Source organism: Streptosporangium nanhuense (assembly GCF_059358815.1).
On record NZ_JCADBG010000012.1, the window covers coordinates 170,440 to 191,929 of the forward strand.

Sequence of the window (21,490 nt, forward strand, 5' to 3'; positions counted from 1 at the left end):
CACCCTGGGCCGACGGACACCCGGAGCCGACGGTCACCCGGAGGTGATCGTCACCTCCTCCTCGCTCACGACGCCCTCGACGATCCGGTACGAGCGGAACTCGGCCTTCTCCCCCAGCTCCTCACGGGTGGACACCAGCACGTAGTGGGCGTTCGGCTCGGAGGCGTAGGAGATGTCGGTGCGGGAGGGGTAGGCCTCGGTGGCGGTGTGGGAGTGGTAGATGACGACCGGCTCCTCGTCGCGGTCGTCCATCTCCCGCCAGACGCGCAGCTGCTCCAGCGAGTCGAACCGGTAGAACGTCGGCGACCGCTCGGCGTTCTCCATCGCGACGAACCGTTCGGGGGAGTCGGAACCGACCGGCCCGGCGATCACACCGCAGGCCTCGTCGGGGTGGTCCGCCCGAGCGTGCGCGATGATCCTGTCGACCAGTTCCCGAGAGATCGTGAGCATGACTGGAAGTTACCAAAGGGCGCGGACCAGGGTGTCCTGGAGGTAGGTCAGCCAGTCGTAGATGACGTACGCCGGATAGCGGGGGTCGTTCTCCGACATGTCGGCGATCTCGTCGTGCACCTCCTCGGTCACCTCCAGCCGGGTGCCGAGCGCGAGCCGCACGTCGTTCAGCGCGCGCATCCACGCCTGCGCCTGCTCCCTGGTCAGCTCGACCCGGCCGGGCTCGGCGCTGTCGAGCATCGTCTGGGCGTCGGCCCGCTTGCCCTCGCGCAGCGTCGCCTCGGTGTATCTGCGGAACTCCGCGGCCGCCTCGCCGTCCTCGTACGCCGAGGGGAACAGCCGGGCCAGCACCGGGTCGTTGGACTGCTCGGAGGCGCCGATGCCGAGCGCCTTCTCCAGGGGGTCGTCACCGGTCTCCCCCGGCTCTATCAGGCCCAGGATCTGGGTGACCAGCGAGCGCAGGATCGACACCTCGGCGGCGTCGAAACCCGTGACCACGCCGCCCTCGCGCCCCGGCTTGAACCCCGAACTCATCTCTCGCCCACCATTCCTCGCGGACTCCGCCCGAGACCCGCCCGCCGACCGCCGCGTGGCGACGGGTGACGCCGGACCTCCCGCGCGCTCACGAATCCCGCTGGACGGTGGCCCACAGCCCGTACGAGTGCATGATCTGCGCGTCGCGCTCCATCTCCTCGCGGGTGCCGCTGGAAACCACGGCCTTACCCTTGTGGTGCACGTCGAGCATCAACTTCTCCGCCTTCTCCTTGGAATATCCGAAAACGGACTGGAAGACGTACGTCACATAGGACATCAGGTTGACCGGGTCGTTCCAGACGATCGTCAACCATGGCAGATCGGGCCTTACGTCGATTGACGGACGCTCGACCTCCGTTGGAGCGGTGCTACCCACATTCACCAGTCTGCCCTACCCCGGGCTTAGTCTTCGACTCGTGACAAAGAGCATGAGCACCGCGTTGCTTACCGATCACTATGAGCTGACGATGCTGGAGGCGGCGCTGAGAAGCGGAGCCGCCTCCAGGCGGGCGGTCTTCGAGGTGTTCGCGCGCCAGCTGCCGGGCGGCCGGCGCTACGGGGTCGTGGCGGGAACCGGCCGGGTGCTGGACGCGCTGGAGTCCTTCCGCTTCGACGAGGAGTCCCTGGCGTTCCTGCGGGACAACGAGGTGGTCGACGAGCCCACCCTGGAGTTCCTCGCCGGATACCGGTTCTCCGGGAAGGTGGACGGCTACGCCGAGGGCGAGTGCTACTTCCCCGGTTCCCCGATCATGACGGTGGAGGGCACGTTCGCCGAGGCCGTGCTGCTGGAGACCGTGATCCTGTCGATCCTCAACCACGACTGCGCGATCGCCACCGCCGCCACGCGCATGATCCGCGCGGCCGGGAACAGGCCCCTCATCGAGATGGGCTCGCGGCGCACCCACGAGGCGTCGGCCGTGGCCGCGGCACGGGCCGCCTACCTCTGCGGGTTCTCCTCCACCTCCAACCTCATGGCGGGCCACGAGTACGGCATACCGACCGCCGGGACCGCGGCCCACGCGTTCACCCTGCTCCACGACTCCGAGGAACAGGCCTTCCAGGCCCAGATCGCCTCCCTCGGCGCCACCACCACTCTGCTCGTGGACACCTACGACGTGCCCCAGGCCGTACGGACCGCGGTGGAGCTCGCCGGGCCCTCCCTGGGAGCGGTCCGCCTCGACTCCGGCGACCTCGGCCAGGTCGCCCACGAGGTCCGCGAGCAGCTCGACGCGCTCGGCGCCCACAAGACCCGGATCATCGTCACCAGCGACCTCGACGAGTACGCCATCGCCGCGCTGGCCTCGGCCCCCGTGGACGGCTACGGCGTCGGCACGTCACTGGTCACCGGCTCCGGCTCCCCCACCGCCGCCCTGGTCTACAAGCTCGTCGCCCGCGAGGACGCCGAAGGGATCATGCGACCGGTGGCCAAGAAGTCGGTGGGCAAGCCCAGCCGAGGCGGGCGCAAGGAGGCCTTCCGCGAGCTCGACGCCGACGGCACGGCGGTCGCCGAGCTGGTCACCGTCTCGGGCGAGACCCCCTCGGCCGCCCGCCCCCTGCAGGTTCCGCTGGTCAGGGAGGGAAAGATCGTCGGCCGCGAGAAGCTGGACGCGGCCCGCGTCCGGCACCGCGAGGCCGTCGCCGAGCTGCCCTCGAACGCCTACCAGCTGTCCCGGGGCTACGCCGCGATCCCCACCGTGTTTGACTGACCGCATGCCAACCGCACTCATCATCGTCGACGTCCAGAACGACTTCTGCGAGGGCGGCAGCCTTCCGGTCGGCGGCGGCGCCGAGGTGGCCGCCGCCATCTCCCTGCACGCCGCCTCGCACGGCTACGACCACGTCGTGGCCACCCGCGACTATCACGTCGACCCCGGCTCCCACTTCGCCGCCGAGCCCGACTACGTGAGCACCTGGCCCGCCCACTGCGTCGCCGGGACACCGGGCTCCGACTTCCATCCCGCCTTCGACACCGCCCGCGTCGAGGAGGTGTTCAGCAAGGGTGCCCACAGCGGCGCCTACAGCGGCTTCGAGGGCTTCAGCTCCGACGGTACGAGCCTGGCCGACTGGCTCGGCGAGCGCCAGGTGGACGCGGTGGACGTCGTCGGCATCGCCACCGACCACTGCGTGCGGGCCACCGCTCTGGACGCGGTCGCGCACGGCCTGTCCGTTCAGGTGCTGCTCGACCTAACCGCCGGTGTGGCCGCCCCCACCACCGAGGCCGCCCTCGCCGAACTCGGCTCCGCCGGGGCCCGCCTCACGGGCACTCCCGTGGTCCGCCCGGCCTGACGGCCCCTCACTCCTGCGGCACCCCCAGAAAAAGGATCATCCGGTCGAGCTTCCCGTCCATGGTCCGGTAGTTCTCCTTCAGCTCACCGACGTCCCGCTTGACCTCGGCGAGCTCCTCCTTCGTGGCACACTTCGCCACATCGAGACGAAGCCCGGCGACATCCTCCTTGACCTCGGCCATGTCCACCTTGAGCTCGGCGACATCCACCTTGACCTCAGCCATGTCCACCTTCAGCCCGGCGACATCCTCCTTGACCTCAGCCATGTCCACCTTGAGCTCGGCGACATCCTCCTTGACCTCGGCCATGTCCACCTTCAGCCCGGCCACGTCCTCCTTGAGCCCGGCCACGTCCTCCTTGACCTCGGCCATGTCCACCTTCAGCCCGGCGACATCCACCTTCAGCCCGGCGACATCCACCTTGAGCCCGGCCACGTCCTCCTTGAGCCCGGCCACGTCCTCCTTGACCTCGGCCATGTCCACCTTGAGCCCGGCCACGTCCTCCTTGACCTCTGTGACCTCCTGCTTGACCTCGGCGAGGTCTTCCTTGGTGGCGAGGGTGTCCATCTTCGCCATGATTTGCTCGAACATCGGAGCCACGTACTCCATGATCTCGGTACGGATCATCTCGGCCAACACTCGTCCTCTTTGGGGTTTTGCAGGGGGAACCCGGCGGAGGGCCCGGGGTGGTTACGGCGACACGTTACCAACGACGCCTACCCTGAGCATTCGAACGATTACCGGATCGGCATGGATGGGCAAACAGAAACATCACCGGTTGCGACAGGAGTATCACGGGGAGTTGAGACTTCTTACTACCGGTGGTGACTTCATATGTTCGTGCTCGGCGTCTCCTGGCTGATCCTGACCCCGCTGTGCCTGTGGAACCTGTTTCGCGGAGGGACGCTGGTGCGGCTGACGAGCGTGCTTTCGCTGGTAACGCTGGAGGCGGCCACGATCTGGGCCACCACCGCCGTTCACATCCCCGACCGGACTCCGGTCGCCGCCCCCCTGTCACCGGCGGCTCGCACCGAGCTCCCGCCCCGGTCGTGGGCGCCGCTCCCCGAAGCGGCCCAGCAGGGCGCGCGAGGGGCACTGGCGGGCCAGGGCGAGCGGCTCATCCTGGACGAGCCGGGTGGGCGAGGCGCGTCCGCCGCGCGGAACACCTCCTGTCGCGGCCGGATGCCGGCTCCCGAGCGGGTGCGGCTGGCCCGCCGCCAGGGCGCGCCGCGCGGTGTGACGCTCTTCTGGAAGGCCAGGGCGGACGAGTGCGACACCGCGACCGTGGTTCTGCACCACAGGAAGCGCACGATCAAGGTGTGGATGCGCGAGGGCGAGGCGGAGAGCCGTTCGTCCGGCGCCACCACGTGGCCCGTGAGCGTCGCCGGTGGCGTGGCCTCCCTGGAGGTGCCGCTCACGGCGCCGGTACGCGACACGGGGGCGTTCAGGGCGATCGACGGGCGGACCGGCAGGCCGATCGCCCTCATCCGGCCGGGACGCGTACCGGAGGAATCGTCCACGATCCGGTGACCTGGCCCGGCGAAACCGCCGGGGCCGCCGCTCGGGTGATCGGATCGGGAAGAGACCAGCCGGCCCGGCCACCGGAAGCGGGCGGGAGGCCGCCCGATCCGGTGAACCGGTCAGTGGGAGCGCTGGGTGGCCCAGTGGCGGATCTTGCCGATCCGCTCCTGGATCTGCTCGGCGGAGGCCTGCGCGATGGCGGGCCCGCCGCAGGCCCTGCGGAGCTCGGCGTGGATGACGCCGTGGGGCTGGCCGGTGCGGTGGTTCCAGGCGCCGACGAGGCCGTTGAGCTCCCTGCGGAGGTTGGCGATCAGCTCGTGCGGGGCGAGCTGCGGCTCCTTGGGCTCGGGCTTGTTGCGCTTGGCCTTCAGCTGGTCGGACTGGCGCTTGCTCAGCAGGGTGCGGACCTGGTCGGGCTCCAGCAGGCCCGGCAGTCCGAGGAAGTCCTCCTCCTCGGGGGAGCCGGTCTCCGCGGCGCTGCCGAACTCGCCACCGTCGAAGAGGACCCGGTCGAAGGTGGCGACCGCCTCCAGGGTCTCGAACGGCAGCTCGTCGCCCACGACGTCGGGATTGTCCTTCTTGCGCTGGGCGTCCTCCAGAAGGAAGTCGTCCAGCCCCTCCTCGGCGGGCTTGCGGTCGAGCACGTGGTCGCGCTCGGCCTCCATCTCCCCCGCCAGACCCATCAGGGTCGGCACGGAGGGCACGAAGACGGACGCGGTCTCGCCCCGCTTGCGGGCGCGGACGAAGCGGCCGACGGCCTGGGCGAAGAACAGCGGGGTCGAGATGCTCGTCGCGTAGACGCCGACGGCCAGGCGCGGGATGTCGACCCCTTCGGAGACCATCCGGACCGCGACCAGCCAGCGCTGCTCGGAGGCGGAGAACTCCTTGATCTTCTTGGAGGCCGTGGGGTCGTCGGAGAGCACGACCGTGGCGCCCTCCCCGGTGATGGTCCTGATGTGGCGGGCGTAGGCCCGGGCGGTCTCGTGGTCGGTCGCGATGACCAGGGCCCCGGCGTCGGGGACACCCCTGCGCACCTCGGTCAGGCGCCGGTCGGCCGCCCGGAGGACCTGGCGGATCCACTCGCCCTTCGGGTCGAGCGCGGCCCTCCAGGCCTGGCCGAGCTGGTCCTTGGTGAGCGGGGTGCCGAGGGTCGCGGCGATCTCGTCGCCCGCGCGGGTCCGCCAGCGCATCTCACCGGCGTAGGCGAGGAAGATGACCGGCCGGACGACGCCGTCGGCGAGTGCCGGGCCGTATCCGTAGGAGTAGTCGGAGACGCTGCGCCGGACACCGTCGCCGTCCTCGGCGTAGGTGACGAAGGGGATGGGGTTGACGTCGGACCTGAAGGGGGTTCCGGTCAGGGCGAGGCGTCTGGCGGCCGGCTCGAACGCCTCCCGCACGCCGTCGCCCCAGGACTTCGCGTCGCCCGCGTGGTGGATCTCGTCGAAGATCACGAGCGTCTTGCGGGCCTCGGTGCGGGCGCGGTGCAGCGCCGGGTGCATGGACACCTGGGCGTAGGTGATGGCCACCCCGATGTAGTCACGGGAGGTGGCGCCCTGGCTGTTCTTGAACTCGGGGTCGATCGCGATGCCGACCTTGCTCGCGGCGTCCGCCCACTGCTGCTTGAGGTGCTCCGTCGGTGTGACGATCGTCACAGCCCGGATGATCCCTCGTGACAGGAGGTCGCTGGCGATGCGGAGCGCGAAGGTCGTCTTGCCCGCACCCGGCGTGGCGACCGCCAGGAAGTCGCGCGGCTCGCGGCTGGAGTACAGGTCAAAGGCCTCCTGCTGCCACGCGCGAAGCTTCGGCGCGGTGCCCCAGGCGGCACGGTCCGGATATGAGGGCGAGAGGTGGGATGCGGCGAAAGTGCTCACAGTGTCCCCAGGGTAATCTGCGCCGCCGACAAGACGTGCCGATCCGCCGACATCCTCGCCAAGGTCGCCTCCCCGTGCTAGTGGTTCGCGAAGCCGGGAACCACGGACTCGCGGTGCCTGAAACCACGGACTCACAATGCCGGAACCGCGGGTTCGCGGTGCCGGAACCGCGGGCGCGGGCCCGCGGAACCGCCCTCCCGGCGCGGCCGCCGGCTCGCGCGGCCGGGCTCGCGCCGCGGCCGCCTCACCGCAGGCCCGCGATCACCGTGTCGATCTCGGCCCTCGACACGGGATCGTCCGGCTGGGTCATCGCGACCACGACCACCGGCCGCGTCCCGGCCCCCGTGAGGAAGACCACACGCAGGTACGCCGGCCGGTTCACCACGTCCAGGTACTCCGCGCGCAGGGCACGGGTGTGCCCGGTGCGCGTCCCCACCGCGATCTCCGTGTCGTCCACGACCTTCAGCTCGTCGCCGTGGAGCAGGAGCCGCGCGTACAGGTCGCTGAGCTCGGTGGTGGCGGCGCGCACGTCGGTGGCGGGCTCGGCGGGCATGACCATCACGGTCGTGTTGACGCCGTCGCCCGCGGCCGAGGTGAAGTCCGTGACCGGCGGCACCGTACCGGCGAGCCAGCGGTCGGGCAGCGGGTAGCTGACCCCCGCGACCGGGTCGGTCACCCGCCCCGGCTGCGGGGAGGGCAGCGCCCGCATGGCCAGCACGACCACCCCGGCGATGACGGCGCCCCCGGCGGCCAGGGCGAGCAGCACGAGCAGCACGCGGCGCAGGCGCCCCTGACCGCGCTCGGGAGGGGCGATGGGCGTGCCGTACCAGCGGGCCGAGGGCGGGAGGTCGTCGCCGGGCTCGGGGATGCGGGGAGGCCATGTCAGGTGGGAGCGGGAGTCGGGCGGCTCGTCCTCCGGCGGCGGCCAGGGACGGTACTCGTCGTCCTCGGGGGCGGGCCAGGGGCGGCGCTCGTCGTCGAGGTCCGGATCCGACGGCCACACCTCGTTCCTGGCGGCCCGCGCGGCCCTGCGGGACCGCCGGGACCGGCGCCCACCGCCACGGCCGGGCTCGTCGGGCGGGTCCGACCGGCGAGGTCGTTCGTGCACGGGACCTCCTCCCGGCGGCGACGGTCCTACCGTCCTACCACGCATCCCGCGGCGTGACCCGGCTATGGGTGATCGCTGTTACGGGAGTGGCCAATGAGTCAGGGTATTTCCCGCATGCGCCGGGCCACGATCGCCCCGAAGAGGCCGATGAGGGCCATCAGCACGACGATCGTGACGTAGCCGGTGGCGATGTCGTCGTGGCCGATCAGGTTGATCAGGCCCCCGCCGACGCCGATGGTGATCGCGCTGCCCAGGGTGTCGACGACCTGGAGCGCGGCGGAGTTGGCGCCCTGCTCGGCGTCGGGCGACTGGTGCATCGCGGTGACGTTGACGCTGGTCATGCCGAGCCCCATGCCGAACCCGGCGACGACCCAGGCGGGCACGGTGACCCAGCCGCCGACCCCGGGCACGAAGGCGAGCAGGGTCATCAGGATGCCCGTGGTGATCGCCACAACGCCGATCCGTACCAGCAGCGGCCTGTCGTACGAGCGGCGGGTCTGCAGGTAGGAGCCGGTGCTCCAGCCCAGGGCGCCGAGGGTGAGGGCGACCCCGGCCTCGACGACGGAGAAGTCGTGCACCTTGGTGAGGAACAGCGGGATGAAGGCGTTGACCCCGAAGAACGCCGAGGCGAACACACCGCGCATCATGATCGTGGTGGGCAGGCCGCGGCCGAACCTGAGAGCCCGGGGAGGCAGCAGCCTCGGCAGGCCCGCGGCGAGGCCGGCCAGTCCCGCGACGGTGGCGATCCCGCCCGCCACGGGGGTGTCGTGGAGGTGGCTCACCCCGTACAGCAGGATCCCCGCGCCGCACGCCGTGGCGGTGGCGGCCAGGGTCATCGCGAGCGGCCTGGAGCGGGGGCCCGTGGAGGGGGTGGGCGCCGGGGAGTGCCCGCCGACGCGCAGCGCGGGCAGGAGCATCACGAGGGCGGGGACGACCAGCGGCACGATGCCGTAGAAGACCCACCTCCATCCGACGGTCTCGGCGATGAGGCCGGTGAGGCCGGGCCCGATGACGGCGGGGAGCACCCAGGCCGCCGACAGCGCGGCGAACACCCGGGGCCGGGTCTCCGGGACGTAGACCCGCGCGATCATCACGTAGATCGCCACGATGACGGCGCCGCCGCCGAGGCCCTGCACGACCCGCGCGACGATGAACAGCTCCTTGGACCCCGCGGCCCCGGCCATGGCCATGCCGGCCGTGAACAGCCCCACGCCGAGCAGGAACGGCCAGGCGTGCCCCCGCCGGTCGGACCACAGCCCGGCGACGACGTTGGCGAGCAGGCAGGCGATGAGGAAGGCGGAGAGGCTCGCCCCGTACAGGTCGAGGGCGTCGAGGTCCTCGGAGACGGCGGGCATTACCGTGCTCACGGACATGCCCTCGAAGGCGATCAGTGTGACGACGAGCAGGATGCCCAGGGAGGCGGTCCGGTATTCGGGCCCGAAGATCCGGGGGGATTCGTATGGAGCGTCAACTGTCTTCGGTGCTGTCACCCGTCAAGGGTAGTGTCCGCTCCCCGGCCCCGGTAGACGGCCCACATCTCCTGCATCCTGACGGCCTGACCAGCGGTGAACCCGGACATGCAGCGGTCGTCTGAGTAGTCCATGAAATTGTGGATCGGGTCGGGCCCGCCGCCCCTGCAGGTGTCCTTGATCAGCGGGCAGCCCTCGGTGGGCTGGCCTTCGGGCTCGGTGTCGGCCACGCCGTCGCCCAGCGGCTCGCAGCCCTTCTCGAAGGTGTGCAGCAGCCCGAGCCAGTGCCCGATCTCGTGGACGCCGGTGTATCCCCGGTTGAAGCTGCGCATCGCCCCGCCGGGCAGGCTGCGCCAGTCGACGACCACGCCGTCGAGGCCGGGCTCCTTGACGTACCCGTGGGGGTAGGTGGAGTAGCCGAGCACCAGCTCGCCGAGCTGGGCGAGATAGAGGTTGAGGGTCTCAGGGCCGCCCTTGCGCATCCGCTTGATCGCCCGCTCGTGGGTGACGGGCTCGCGGAACCAGGCCGCGTTGACGGTACGGGTAACGCCGTCCAGCCTGAACCGGATCCCGGTGTCCACGCCGCCGAACTGCCCGGAGTAGGCCGCGTTGAGAGCGATGATCTGGGCGCGTACGGCGGCGTCGAGCGCGCCGAGGCGGCCGTCGGTGATGACGTGCACCCAGGTGGGCACGGTGATGGTGAGCACCTGCGGGATCGGGTTCGACCCGCGCCGCCCGCCGGGGTGCGCGGGTGAGGACACGAACGGCATGGACAGCGCGGCCGGCAGGGACCGCACGAACGGCGCGGACGCTGTCGTGGACGCGTGCTCGGCCGCCACCGAGCGGGCGGCCCGGGAGCCGTGCGCGCCGCGGGAACCATGGGCGCCGTAGGAACCGTGGGCGCCGTAGGAACCGTGGGCGCCGTAGGAACCGTGGGCGCCGTAGGAACCGTGGGCGCCGTGGGCGCACTCCAAAGGCCCGGACGCGGCGGCCGTCCCGCCGGGAACGGCCGGGACGGGAGGAGCGGCGCCCACCGTGAACAGGCATGCGGACACAACGGCGATCGCACGCCGAAACATGGACTCCCCCGACAGATCCCGGACACTGGTCGTTCGCCGCCCCCCGGCGGCATCCCGACCGTAGCCTCATCTGTGGCGATCACCCATGAGCAACACTCACTCGTTGTTGCTGTCTTCACCCTTCGGCAGCCCCGAGTAGATCTCCTTGCACTCCGGGCAGACCGGGAACTTCTGGGGGTCGCGGTTGGGCACCCAGACCTTCCCGCAGAGGGCGCGGACCGGGGTCCCGCTCAGCGCGCTCTCCATGATCTTGTTCTTCTCGACGTAGTGGGCGAAGCGCTCGTGGTCGCCGTCGCCGTGCGACAGGTCCGGCCGGACGTCGCTCTCAGGGAGAATCTTCGTACTCACCCTGGCGATTTTATGCCCGTACCACCGTGCCCTGGGAACCGGCGGCCGGTGGGTCGCGGAACACGTCCTCCGGCGCGGGCACGCCCCGGGGTCCCGGCCGGGATCGCGCCGGGTGGCCCACCGCCTGATCTGCCCGGACCGACACGGCCAGAGCCCGTCTGACCTGCCCGGACCAGCTCGGACCAGCTCGGACCAGCTCGGATCCCCCCGGCCAGAGCCCGTCTGACCCGCTCGGACTCGCCCGGCCCGAGTCCGCCCGAGCCTGCCCCGAGCCCGCCCGGCCACCCGTCGGCACGGTCGCCGGGGACGGTCGTCCGGCTAGTTCATCGACGGGTCGTCGGGGCAGGTGGCCACGTAGGCGAGCTCGCCCCGCTGCCTGCGGAGCACCGCCCGCCACAGCGACTCGGGCTCGTGGTGGAAGGTGTCACCGGGCTCGGCGTCCACGACGTACCAGGCGCCCTCGCCGATCTCGCTCTCCAGCTGCCCCGCCGACCACCCGGCGTACCCGGCGAAGATGCGCATCTGGGCGATCTCCCCGGCGAGGATCTCCGGCGGCGCGTCGAGGTCGACGGTGCCGAGCCTGGAGACGGCGGCGGTGCCCGCGTGCAGCCTCCGCCAGCCGAGAGGCTCCTGCCCGCTCGGGACGGCGGCCAGCGCGAGCGCGCTGTCCGTCTGGACGGGGCCGCCCTGGAACAGAACGGACGGGCCGGTGACCATGGTGTCCCAGGTGGGGAGCACCTGGGTCACCGAGATGTCGCTCGGTCTGTTGAGCACCACGCCCAGGGTGCCGCCGTCGAGGTCGTGTTCCAGCACCAGGACCACGCTGCGCCGGAAGTTGGGATCTTCCAGCTGCGGGGTCGCCACCAGAAGCCCACCGACGTAGATCGCCTCCGCCATACCTCCATCATGAGGGGTGAACCCCCTTTCGCGCTGCTCCACCCGCTCTTCCGATGGTTCGGGCCTTCCTCGGCGTCTCGTGACGCGTCGCGTGACGCGTCCGTGACGCCGTGAGGCGGGCGGGTGGAGCGGGTGACGGAGAGCCTCGGCCCCCGTCAGGCCCTTTTCACGCCTCGATCACGCCTCGATCACGCCTCGGTCATGCCCGTACGGGCCCGGCCACCGGCCGACTCGCGCACGGCCGCCGCGACGGCGCCCGACACGTCCGGGTGGAACACGCTGGGGACGATGTAGTTGGGGCCGAGTTCCTCGGCGGTCACCACGGCGGCCAGCGCCTTGGCCGCGGCCAGCAGCATCTCCTGGCTGACCACGGTGGCCTGGGCGTCGAGCAGGCCGCGGAAGACGCCGGGGAAGGCCAGCACGTTGTTGATCTGGTTCGGGTAGTCGGAGCGGCCGGTGGCGACCACGGCGGCGTACTCGCGGGCGTCGTCGGGCGAGACCTCGGGCTCGGGGTTGGCGAGCGCGAAGACCACGGCGTCCTTGGCCATCGTGGCGATGTCGTCGCCGTTGAGGATGCCGGGCGCGGACACGCCGATGAACACGTCGGCGCCCTTGACCGCGCCGCGCAGGTCGCCGGAGTAGCCCTCGGCGTTGGTGTGGTCGGCGATCCACTGCAGCGATTCGTCCAGGTCCTGGCGGCCTCGGTGCACGGCGCCCAGGTAGTCGCAGACGACCATGTTGCGGGCGCCCGCCGCGAGCAGCAGGCGCAGCACCGCCGTACCGGCCGCGCCCGCGCCGGCGAGGGCGATGCGGACCTCGCCCAGCTCCTTGCCGACCACGCGCAGCGCGTTGGTGAGCGCGGCCAGCACGCAGATCGCGGTGCCGTGCTGGTCGTCGTGGAAGACCGGGATGTCCAGCAGGTCGCGCAGCCGCCGCTCCACCTCGAAGCAGCGCGGCGCCGAGATGTCCTCCAGGTTGATGCCGCCGAAGCCGGGGGCGATGATCTGCACCGTGCGCACGATCTCGTCGACGTCCTGGGTGTCCAGGCAGATCGGCCAGGCGTCGATGTCGGCGAACCGCTTGAACAGCGCGGCCTTGCCCTCCATGACGGGGAGCGCGGCGGCCGGGCCGATGTTGCCCAGGCCGAGCACCGCCGAGCCGTCGGTGACGACGGCGACGGTGTTGCGCTTGATGGTCAGGCGGCGGGCGTCCTCGGGGTTGCGGGCGATGGCCATGGAGACCCGGGCCACGCCGGGGGTGTAGGCCATCGAGAGCTCGTCACGGTTGCGCAGCGGCACCTTCGACCGCATCTCGATCTTGCCGCCGAGATGCATGAGGAAGGTCCGGTCCGAGACCTTGTGGATGACGACGCCCTCGACGCCCTCCAGCTTGTCGACGATCGCCTGCGCGTGGTCGGTGTCACGCGCGGCGCAGGTGACGTCGATGCGCAGCTTCTCATGCCCGGCCGTGGTCACGTCGAGCGCGGTGACCACACCTCCGGCGGACTCTACGGCGTGGGTGAGCTGGCTGACGGCATTGCCGCCGGCGGGCACCTCCAGGCGCACGGTGATGGAGTACGACACACTCGGCACGGTGGCCACAGCCAATCCGCTCCTTTGCGACTGACTTTGGTTGGGATGCCTTCCATCGTGCCATCACATGACGGGTGTGCGCGCCCCGGTCAGCGGGCCTGGGCATATAGATGCGGTCACGACATACCTCACGCCACCCGGCCCGCGGTCGGAACCGTGAGCCGGGTGCCGGGGCCGCCGGCCGTCCCGGCGAACCGCCCGTGACGCCGCCCGAAAAGGGCGGAACAGGGCTGAACAGGGCTCAGAACAGGGCGCTGGCCAGGTTCCTGCGGGCCCTGCCGATGGACGGGTCGTCGCCGGGGAGCGTGTCGAACAGGCCGAGCAGGTGCACCCTGGCCGTGTCGCGGTCGGCGCCGGAGGTGCGGCGCACCACGTCGACGAGCCGGTCGAAGGCCTTGTCGACCTCGCCGGAGAGCATCTCGAAGTCGGCGGCCAGGAGCTGGGCCTCGACGTCGGCGGGGTCGGACAGGCGGCTCCGCAGGCCGGCCGGGTCGACGTCCTGGGTGCGGCGGATCAGGCCGAGCCCGGCCAGGCCGAGCTTGGCGTCCTGGTTGTTCGGCGAGCGGGCCAGCAGCCGCTCGTACGCGGCCACCGCGCCGTCGAGGTCACCGGCGTCGATGGCCTGCTCGGCGGCGAGCACGTCCGGGTCGACCGGGGGCTCCTGCGGCTGCTGCTCCTGCTCCCCCTCCGCGGCGGCCTCCTCACCGGGGGGCGGGAGGTACTGGGCGAGCGCCTCCATCAGCTGCGACAGCCAGTCGCGCAGCTGCGGCTCGGTGGCGATGCCCGGGACGACGGCCACCGGCTGCCCCTGGAAGATCGCGTACAGGGCGGGCACGTTCTGCACCCGCAGCGCCTGGGCGATCTGCGGGTTGAGCTCGACGTCGACCCTGGCCAGGGCCCACCGGCCGGTGTTCTCCGCGGCCAGTTTCTCCAGCAGCAGGCTGTACTGCTTGGCCTGCTCGGCACGGGTGACGGTGAGCTCCAGCAGCACGAGGCCGTTCATGGAGCGTTCGACGACCTCGGTCGCGAAGTTGGCGTCGTCGACGTCGATGACCGGCGCCGGAACACCGCCGGTTTCCTGCGCGGTGGTCTCCCGCCGCGCCTGTGCCTCGAGTGCCTGCTTGCGGGCGCCGAGATCGACGGCGCCGTAGAGCGATCCGGGTCGAGTGAAGTCCGCTGGGCTCATGACTCCAATCCTGCCGTATCCCGGCCGATGCCCCGACGCGTCATCGCTAGAAGCGCGCGGGTTCGGTGTAGACGCCCCATTCGTCGCGCAGCGCGTCGCAGATCTCACCCAGCGTCGCCTCGGCCCTGGCCGCGTCGAGCATGGCGGGGATCATGTTGCCCTCGCCCCTGGCGACCCGCACCATCGTGGCCAGGGCGGCGTCCACGGCCGCCTGGTCGCGGGCGGCGCGGCGCCCGGCCAGGACGCGGTTCTGCTCGCGCTCGACCTCGTGGCTGACCCGCAGGATCTCCAGCGGCTCGTCGATGGAGGCGGTGTGGCAGTTCACCCCCACGATCCTCTTCTCGCCCTTCTCCAGCTTGCGCTGGTAGTCGAAGGCCGCCTCGGCGATCTCGGACATGAACCAGCCGTCCTCGATGCCGCGCAGGATGCCCGAGGTCATCGTGCCGTCGGAGCCCATGTCCCTGATCCTCGTGAAGATCTCCTCGGCCTCGGCCTCCAGCCGGTCGGTCAGCGCCTCCACGTACCAGGACCCGCCGAGCGGGTCGGCGACGTTGACGATCTCGGTCTCCTCCATGAGCACCTGCTGGGTGCGCAGCGCGATCTCCGCGGCCTTCTCGGAGGGCAGCGCGAGGACCTCGTCGAGCGCGTTGGTGTGCAGCGAGTTGGTGCCGCCGAGCACCGCCGCGAGCGCCTCGACCGCGGTCCGCACCACGTTGTTGTACGGCTGCTGCGCGGTCAGCGAGACCCCGGCCGTCTGGGTGTGGAAGCGCAGCCACTGGGCCTTGTCGGTCTTCGCGCCGTAGACGTCGCGCAGCCAGCGCGCCCAGATCCGCCGGGCGGCCCTGAACTTGGCGATCTCCTCGAAGAAGTCGATGTGCGCGTCGAAGAAGAAGGACAGGCCAGGGGCGAAGACGTCGACGTCCAGGCCGCGCGACAGGCCCAGCTCCACGTAGCCGAACCCGTCGGCCAGGGTGAAGGCGAGCTCCTGGGCGGCCGTGGAACCGGCCTCGCGGATGTGGTAGCCGGACACGCTGAGCGGCTTGTACGCGGGGATCTCGGCGGCGCAGAACTCCATCAGGTCGCCGATCAGCCGCAGGTGCGGCTCGGGGGCGAACAGCCACTCCTTCTGGGCGATGTACTCCTTGAAGATGTCGGTCTGCAGGGTCCCGTTGAGCTTGCCGACGGGCACCCCCTGCCGCTCGGCGGCGACGACGTACATGCAGAAGATCGGGACGGCCGGGCCGCTGATCGTCATCGAGGTGGTGGTGTCGCCGAGCGGGATGCCGTCGAAGAGCAGGTCCATGTCCAGCGCGGAGTCGATCGCCACGCCGCAGTGGCCGACCTCGCCGAGCGAGCGCGGGTCGTCGGAGTCGCGGCCCATCAGCGTCGGCATGTCGAAGGCGACGCTCAGCCCGCCGCCGCCCGCGCCGAGGATCATCTTGTAGCGCTCGTTGGTCTGCCTGGCGTTGCCGAACCCGGCGAACTGCCGGATGGTCCACGCCTTGCCCCGGTAGCCGGTGGGGTGCAGCCCGCGCGTGAAGGGGTACTCACCCGGCCAGCCGATGCGCTCCATGCGCGGATCGGCGCCCTCGGGCCCGTAGACCGGCTCCACGTCGATCCCGGAGAGGGTGCGGAACTCCGCCTCGCGCTTGCGCGCCCCGTCGAACCGCGCCTGCCAGCGTGCCCGTCCCGCCTCGACCCGCTCAGCGTCCATGGCCAACCCCCTTGTACGGCATGTGGCTTCTTATCCGGCTTGTGGCCTCATGCAGATACTAGGACGTCCTACTAATTCTTGGCCAGGCATGACACCGCGCGGGAGAACCGGCCCCGGAGGCGCCGGCGTCAGAGGCGGAAGTCGCCGGCGGCCACGCGAAGGGTCCTGAACAGGTCGAACATCTGCTCCAGCTTCGCCTCGTCGTACATGGGCATGGCGAAGTCGGCCTCCATCAGGTCCTCGGTCGCCAGGCGGACGGTCTCGCGGCCCCGGTCGGTGATCTCGGCGAGCACGCCCCGGCCGTCGCGGGGGTTGGGCAGGCGCCGCACCAGACCGGCACGTTCCAGGCGGCTCACGGTGTTGGTCACGCTCGTGGGGTGCACCATCAGCCGCTCACCGATCTTGGAGAGCGGCAGCGACCCCGCCTTGCTGAAGGTCAGCAGCACCAGCGCCTCGTACCTGGCGAAGGTCAAGTCATGTGGTTTGAGCAGCGTGTCCAGTTGCGAGAGCAGGATCTGGTGCGCTCTCATGATCGATGTGACGGCGGCCATGGCCGAGGAGGGCCCGAAGTGAACGCGCCACGTCTCCGCGGCACGTTCGATGGGGTCAAACGGGAGATTCAGCTGACCTGTAGCCACAGGGCTACGGTAGCGCGGCCTCATCCCGATTCGCCCGTATACGTAGAGTCACCGGACTGACGGCTTCACCAAGAACCCGGACGCCAAACGTCACGCTCCGTTATGGTTCCCACATCGAATGGTGAGGCCGTGGCCAAGTGGCCGCGATGACTCAGTCCGGCCTGCGGGGGACGCGAGCCGGACCGGTGCCGAGGGGACCGGCATCCGCACATTCACGGCACGGGGGGTGCTTGATGAACGACAACTTTACGGCGTTCGGACGCCAGAGGGACTCCGGCTCCACCGACGCGGCGTGGGTTCCCACCACGCCGGCCGGTGCGTGAGCACAGGGGCGTTTCACGCGAGGAACTCCAGCAGAGCGGGCTGATGGCCGTCGCCATCCTGCTCGTGCTCGGGGTGGTCGCGGCGTGGAGCGTCCTGGTTCCCGGTGTCAGCGCGTGGGAGAACATCGTCGTCGCGGTGATCGGTTCGCTCCGGCTGACCGGCCCGGTGGCGGCCGCGTTCGCCGCCTGGGTGGCGGTGCGCAGGCGGCGCGGGACACGCGGGCGGTCGATGACCCCCTGGCAGGCGGTACGGGCGCCACTGGCGATCCTGGTGGTGACGGGAGGCGCGTTCATCGCCACCGTCGTGGTGCTGGCGGTCAGAACCGTGATCACCGAGCAGGCCGGGCGGCTGCTGCCCAGCGGCCTGGTGATGGGCGCGGCCGGTCTGGCGCTGTACGTCGTCATCGGCTGGGTGATCGGCTGGCTGCTGCCGTGGACGATCACGCCGGTCCTGGCCGGGCTCGGCTGCTACAGCCTGTTCACCTGGCTGTGCCAGGGGCCGGCCTGGGGCGACCGGCTCGCCCCCGCGACACGGGAGCCGTACGACCCCTTCCGGGGGTTGAACGCGGCGGCGTTCACCGACCAGACGCTCTGGCTGGTGGGGATCAGCTCGGCGCTGCTGCTCGGCTGGGCGGCGGTCGTGACGCGCCAGGCCCTGGTGCTTGCCGCCGCGCTGATCGCGGTGCTGGCCGCGGGGACCGGCATGGCCCGGCTGTTCACCGAGCAGCAGCCGGTCTCGGCGCGGCAGGTCGTCTACAGCTGCCAGGAATGGCCGATCATGGTCTGCGTGCACCCGGGGATGCGCGCCGGGCTGCCCGAGCTGAGCGCGGAGTTCGTCAAGATCGCGTCCCGGCTGGCGGGGACGCCCGGGGAGTTCTCCCGGGTGGAGCAGCACCCCCGGGGCGACACCACCCCGGTCGCCGCCGGTGTGATCGCGATCCACGTCGACGACCTGGCGGCCGGGTTCGCCGAGAAGGCGGCCGACGAGTTCGTCGACGGCCTGGCCGTCCGGTGCGACGCCACCCCCGCGGAGGGCTACCGCGACATCGTGGCCGCGTGGCTGCGCGGCGAGCCGCTGCCCGGCGGGCCGCTTCCCGAGCACCGCTACGCCGCGGCGTGGTTCTCCGGCCTCACCGACGTCCAGCGGCGCGACTGGCTCCGGCTCTACTACGCCGACTTCACCGGCTGCCGGCTACAAAGCACTCACTTCGGGGGGCAGGCCGGGCAGACCTCTCAGACAGGGCAGACCGGGCAGGGCGCCGGGGGCACCTCGACAGGCCCCGAACCCCGGCCCGGCGGCGCCCACCAGGCACCCGGCCTGTCCCCCTCCCCCGGAGCGGGCGTCCCGGACGGCCCCTGGCGCGCCCCCTTCGCCGAGGGCGGTACGCTCCCGTCGCCACGGGGGTAGGAAGATCGGCATAGGCTCCGCGTGAGAAGGTCACCGTCCGGGGAAGGAGAGCGCTGTGAAAGCCTCCCAAGAAGCTCCGCCCGCGGCGCCCCCGGCGGCACGCCGCGGACGCGGCTGGCGTTTTCTCGCCGGGTTGCTCGTCGTCGCGATCATTCTCGTCGTGGGCGTCCGCCTCACCTGGTCGTGGCTGAACCCGTTCGGCGAGGAGACGGTCGACCGCAGCCAGCCCGTGCTGCTGGAGTCCATCCACAACCTCAGCCGCTTCGAGGCCGCCACCGGCAACTTCCAGGTCGTGGTGGACCTGGAGAAGGACGCGGCCTTCCTGCCCGACGCGGTCAAGGGCAGCCGGACGCTCTTCGTCGGAGCCGGCGGCGTCGACGCCTACGTCGACTTCGGCGGCATCGCGGGCAACGCCCTGACGGTCTCCCCCGACCGCACCGAGGTCACGGTGAGGCTGCCCCGCGCCCAGCTGGAGAAGCCCAACCTCGACAACAAGCGCTCCTACGTCTACGCCCAGCAACGCGGTCTCTTCGACCGGGTCGAGGACCTGCTGTCCTCCTCCCCCGGTGACCAGCGGGAGCTCTACATGCTGGCCGAGAAGAAGATCGCCGAGGCCGCCCAGGCCAGCGACCTGCGCAACCGGGCCGACCAGAACACCAAGATCATGCTTGAGGGCCTGCTGAAGGGGCTCGGCTTCGAGAAGGTCACCGTCAAGTTCGCCGACGAGACCTGAGCCGGGGGCCGGTGCCGAGGTTCCGGTGTTCAAGCTCGGACACCGGAATCCCGGCACCACGAGACCCTCCGGCCCGGACGTCTCCGGCCCGGACATGAAAGACCCCGGCCCCGGACATCTCCGGCCCGGACATGAAAGACCCCGGCGCACGGACGCGGTGACCGCGTCCGTGCGCCGGGGGCTCGTGGGCCTCGCTCAGCCCGCGGCGGCCAGGAGTTCGTCCGCCGCGGTGTAGGGGTCGAGCCCCGCGTCCAGGACGCGGGTGGCGAGGGCGTCCAGGCGCCGGTCGCCGTGCAGGTGGGCGAAGCGGGAGCGCAGGGTCGTGAGGGCGATCGTCTCGATCTCGTCCCTGGCCCTGGCGTGGCGGCGCCGGACGAGCTCGCCCGACGCCTCCAGATAGGCCAGGTGGTCGCCAAGGGCGTCGGCCACCTCCTCGCCTCCCTCGCCCCGGTAGGCCACGGTCTGCACGATCGGCGGTCTCCAGGGCCGCTCGACCAGGGCGATCATGTTGCGGAGCTCGCGGACGGTGGCCTGGGTGCCCTCGCGGTCGGCCTTGTTCACCACGAACACGTCGGCGATCTCCAGGATGCCCGCCTTGGCCGCCTGGATGCCGTCGCCCATCCCGGGGGCGAGCAGCACGACGGTGGTGTCGGCCATCGAGGCGATGTCCACCTCCGCCTGGCCGACCCCGACGGTCTCGACGAGGATGACCTCGCAGCCGGCCGCCTCCAGGACGCGCAGCGCCTGGGGCGTGGCCCACGACAGCCCTCCCAGGTGCCCCCGGCTCGCCATCGACCTGATGAACACGTCCGGGTCGGTGGCGTGGTCCTGCATCCGGACCCGGTCACCCAGCAGCGCCCCGCCGGTGAACGGCGAGGACGGGTCGACGGCGAGCACGCCGACCCTCATGTCCCGCTTGCGGAACGCGTGGACCAGCATCCCGGTCGAGGTGGACTTGCCGACGCCGGGAGAGCCGGTGAGCCCGATGATCCGGGCCCGGTGCGGCCGGTCCGCGCAGAGCAGCCCGGTGATCTCCCGCAGTCGCGGGGAGCCGTTCTCGACCATGGAGATCAGCCGGGCCACGGCCCGCGGCCTTCCCTCCCTGGCCATCGCGACCAGGTCGGAGACCTCCGCGGTCATGCCGAGGGGACGCGGATGATCAGAGCGTCGCCCTGCCCGCCTCCGCCGCAGAGACCGGCCGCGCCGAGGCCGCCGCCCCTGCGCCTGAGCTCGTGGGCGAGGGTGAGCACGATGCGGGCGCCGGAGGCGCCGATCGGGTGGCCGACGGCGATGCCGCCGCCGTTGACGTTGATCTTCTCGAGGGGGACGCCGAGCTCCTTGGCCGACTGCAGGACGACCTGCGCGAAGGCCTCGTTGATCTCCAGCAGGTCGAGGTCGCCGGCCGAGAGGCCCTGCTTGCCGAGGGCGTGCTTGATCGCGTTGGCGGGCTGGGACTGGAGCGAGTTGTCGGGTCCCGCGACGTTGCCGTGGGCGCCGATCTCGGCCAGCCAGTCGAGGCCGAGCTCCTCGGCCTTGGCCTTCGACATCACGACCACCGCGCATGCGCCGTCGGAGATCTGCGAGGCCGACCCGGCGGTGATCGTGCCGTCCTTGGTGAACGCGGGCCGCAGCCGCGACAGGACCTCCGCGGTGGTGTCGCCGCGCACGCCCTCGTCGGTGGAGAAGACCACCGGCTCGCCCTTGCGCTGCGGGATGGCCACCGGCACGATCTCGTCGTCGAGCGTCCCGTTCTTGATCGCGGCGGCGGCGAGCGTGTGGGAGCGGGCGGAGTACTCGTCCTGCTCCTCGCGGGTCAGGCCGAGGCGCGCGTTGTGCCGCTCGGTGGACTCGCCCATGGCCACCTGGTCGTAGGCGTCGGTGAGGCCGTCGAAGGCCATCGAGTCGACGATGCCGGCGGAGCCGTACTTCACGCCCCTGCGCAGGCCGGGCAGCAGGTGGGGGGCGTTCGACATGGACTCCATGCCGCCCGCGACCACGATGTCGAACTCGCCGGCGCGGATGAGCTGGTCGGCCAGGGCGATGGCGTCCAGGCCCGAGAGGCAGACCTTGTTGATCGTCAGGGACGGCACGGTCATCGGGACGCCCGCCTTGACGGCGGCCTGGCGGGAGGGGATCTGACCGGCGCCCGCCTGGAGCACCTGCCCCATGATCACGTATTGCACGGCCTCGGGGGCGACGCCGGAACGCTCCAGCGCCGCCTTGATGGCGATGCCGCCGAGCTCGGCGGCCGACAGGCCGGACAGCGAGCCGAGCAGTCTTCCGATGGGCGTACGAGCTCCGGCGACGATGACGGAACCAGACATAGGTGGAGCCT

The 21,490-nt window shown here is 71.2% G+C and carries 21 protein-coding genes; 5 read left to right on the forward strand and 16 right to left on the reverse strand.

Annotation, left to right across the window (positions count from 1 at the left end):
• Positions 1-33 precede the first annotated feature (33 nt).
• From AC5L38_RS23485 to clpS, 3 genes are all read right to left on the reverse strand, one after another.
• On the reverse strand, positions 34-450 hold the full coding sequence (locus AC5L38_RS23485) for a M67 family metallopeptidase (RefSeq protein ID WP_495244972.1): 417 nt from the start codon (positions 448-450) through the stop codon (positions 34-36).
• A gap of 9 nt (positions 451-459) precedes the next feature.
• Positions 460-984, reverse strand: a complete 525-nt coding sequence (locus AC5L38_RS23490) for a DUF2017 domain-containing protein (protein WP_350973577.1) — start codon at positions 982-984, stop codon at positions 460-462.
• A gap of 88 nt (positions 985-1,072) precedes the next feature.
• Positions 1,073-1,360 carry an ATP-dependent Clp protease adapter ClpS gene (clpS, locus tag AC5L38_RS23495; protein WP_329091067.1) on the reverse strand — a complete coding sequence of 96 codons (288 nt, stop codon included), beginning with the start codon at positions 1,358-1,360 and terminating at the stop codon, positions 1,073-1,075.
• Positions 1,361-1,412: 52 nt separating this feature from the next.
• Between clpS and AC5L38_RS23500 the strand changes: the two genes are divergently transcribed.
• Complete coding sequence (locus tag AC5L38_RS23500; protein WP_495245064.1) at positions 1,413-2,690, forward strand: nicotinate phosphoribosyltransferase; 1,278 nt, start codon at positions 1,413-1,415, stop codon at positions 2,688-2,690.
• 4 nt (positions 2,691-2,694) lie between these two features.
• Entirely contained in the window at positions 2,695-3,270 is a 576-nt protein-coding gene (locus AC5L38_RS23505; protein WP_495244973.1) for an isochorismatase family protein, read from the forward strand.
• Between the two features lie 7 nt (positions 3,271-3,277).
• On the opposite strand, the gene AC5L38_RS23510 is transcribed toward AC5L38_RS23505, so the two are convergent.
• Positions 3,278-3,907, reverse strand: a complete 630-nt coding sequence (locus tag AC5L38_RS23510; protein ID WP_495244974.1) for a hypothetical protein — start codon at positions 3,905-3,907, stop codon at positions 3,278-3,280.
• 195 nt (positions 3,908-4,102) lie between these two features.
• Here AC5L38_RS23510 and AC5L38_RS23515 point away from each other — a divergent pair, with 195 nt between their 5' ends.
• Positions 4,103-4,798: a hypothetical protein gene (locus tag AC5L38_RS23515; protein WP_495244975.1), complete on the forward strand. Its 696-nt coding sequence runs from the start codon at positions 4,103-4,105 to the stop codon at positions 4,796-4,798.
• A gap of 110 nt (positions 4,799-4,908) precedes the next feature.
• On the opposite strand, the gene AC5L38_RS23520 is transcribed toward AC5L38_RS23515, so the two are convergent.
• From AC5L38_RS23520 to AC5L38_RS23565, 10 genes are all read right to left on the reverse strand, one after another.
• Positions 4,909-6,660, reverse strand: a complete 1,752-nt coding sequence (locus tag AC5L38_RS23520) for a DEAD/DEAH box helicase (protein ID WP_495244976.1) — start codon at positions 6,658-6,660, stop codon at positions 4,909-4,911.
• Positions 6,661-6,904: 244 nt separating this feature from the next.
• Positions 6,905-7,768 carry a hypothetical protein gene (locus AC5L38_RS23525; RefSeq protein ID WP_495244977.1) on the reverse strand — a complete coding sequence of 288 codons (864 nt, stop codon included), beginning with the start codon at positions 7,766-7,768 and terminating at the stop codon, positions 6,905-6,907.
• Between the two features lie 98 nt (positions 7,769-7,866).
• Positions 7,867-9,258 carry an MFS transporter gene (locus AC5L38_RS23530; RefSeq protein ID WP_495244978.1) on the reverse strand — a complete coding sequence of 464 codons (1,392 nt, stop codon included), beginning with the start codon at positions 9,256-9,258 and terminating at the stop codon, positions 7,867-7,869.
• A complete protein-coding gene (locus AC5L38_RS23535) occupies positions 9,255-10,292 on the reverse strand; it encodes a M43 family zinc metalloprotease (RefSeq protein WP_495244979.1) in 1,038 nt (345 codons plus the stop codon). The genes AC5L38_RS23530 and AC5L38_RS23535 overlap by 4 nt, the downstream gene beginning before the upstream one ends.
• Before the next feature lie 120 nt (positions 10,293-10,412).
• On the reverse strand, positions 10,413-10,664 hold the full coding sequence (locus tag AC5L38_RS23540) for a DUF3039 domain-containing protein (protein ID WP_329091055.1): 252 nt from the start codon (positions 10,662-10,664) through the stop codon (positions 10,413-10,415).
• Between the two features lie 318 nt (positions 10,665-10,982).
• The gene (locus tag AC5L38_RS23545) at positions 10,983-11,561 is read right to left on the reverse strand and encodes a YqgE/AlgH family protein (protein ID WP_350973560.1); all 579 of its coding nucleotides are present in this window, start codon (positions 11,559-11,561) and stop codon (positions 10,983-10,985) included.
• Positions 11,562-11,749: 188 nt separating this feature from the next.
• The gene (locus AC5L38_RS23550; protein ID WP_495244980.1) at positions 11,750-13,162 is read right to left on the reverse strand and encodes an NAD-dependent malic enzyme; all 1,413 of its coding nucleotides are present in this window, start codon (positions 13,160-13,162) and stop codon (positions 11,750-11,752) included.
• 232 nt (positions 13,163-13,394) lie between these two features.
• Positions 13,395-14,339, reverse strand: a complete 945-nt coding sequence (locus tag AC5L38_RS23555; RefSeq protein ID WP_495244981.1) for a tetratricopeptide repeat protein — start codon at positions 14,337-14,339, stop codon at positions 13,395-13,397.
• A gap of 46 nt (positions 14,340-14,385) precedes the next feature.
• Positions 14,386-16,053, reverse strand: a complete 1,668-nt coding sequence (gene icmA / locus AC5L38_RS23560; protein WP_495244982.1) for a coenzyme B12-dependent isobutyryl-CoA mutase large subunit — start codon at positions 16,051-16,053, stop codon at positions 14,386-14,388.
• Positions 16,054-16,181: 128 nt separating this feature from the next.
• A complete protein-coding gene (locus AC5L38_RS23565) occupies positions 16,182-16,715 on the reverse strand; it encodes a MarR family winged helix-turn-helix transcriptional regulator (protein ID WP_495244983.1) in 534 nt (177 codons plus the stop codon).
• A 291-nt stretch (positions 16,716-17,006) separates the two neighbouring features.
• Between AC5L38_RS23565 and AC5L38_RS23570 the strand changes: the two genes are divergently transcribed.
• Positions 17,007-18,422 (forward strand): hypothetical protein, encoded by a 1,416-nt coding sequence (locus AC5L38_RS23570; protein WP_495244984.1) that lies wholly within the window; start codon positions 17,007-17,009, stop codon positions 18,420-18,422.
• A gap of 55 nt (positions 18,423-18,477) precedes the next feature.
• Positions 18,478-19,155 (forward strand): DUF4230 domain-containing protein, encoded by a 678-nt coding sequence (locus AC5L38_RS23575; RefSeq protein ID WP_495244985.1) that lies wholly within the window; start codon positions 18,478-18,480, stop codon positions 19,153-19,155.
• Between the two features lie 195 nt (positions 19,156-19,350).
• On the opposite strand, the gene meaB is transcribed toward AC5L38_RS23575, so the two are convergent.
• Positions 19,351-20,295 (reverse strand): methylmalonyl Co-A mutase-associated GTPase MeaB, encoded by a 945-nt coding sequence (gene meaB / locus AC5L38_RS23580; protein WP_495244986.1) that lies wholly within the window; start codon positions 20,293-20,295, stop codon positions 19,351-19,353.
• Entirely contained in the window at positions 20,292-21,479 is a 1,188-nt protein-coding gene (locus AC5L38_RS23585; RefSeq protein ID WP_495244987.1) for an acetyl-CoA C-acetyltransferase, read from the reverse strand. Before AC5L38_RS23585 ends, meaB begins: the two co-directional genes overlap by 4 nt.
• Between the last annotated feature and the right edge of the window lie 11 nt (positions 21,480-21,490).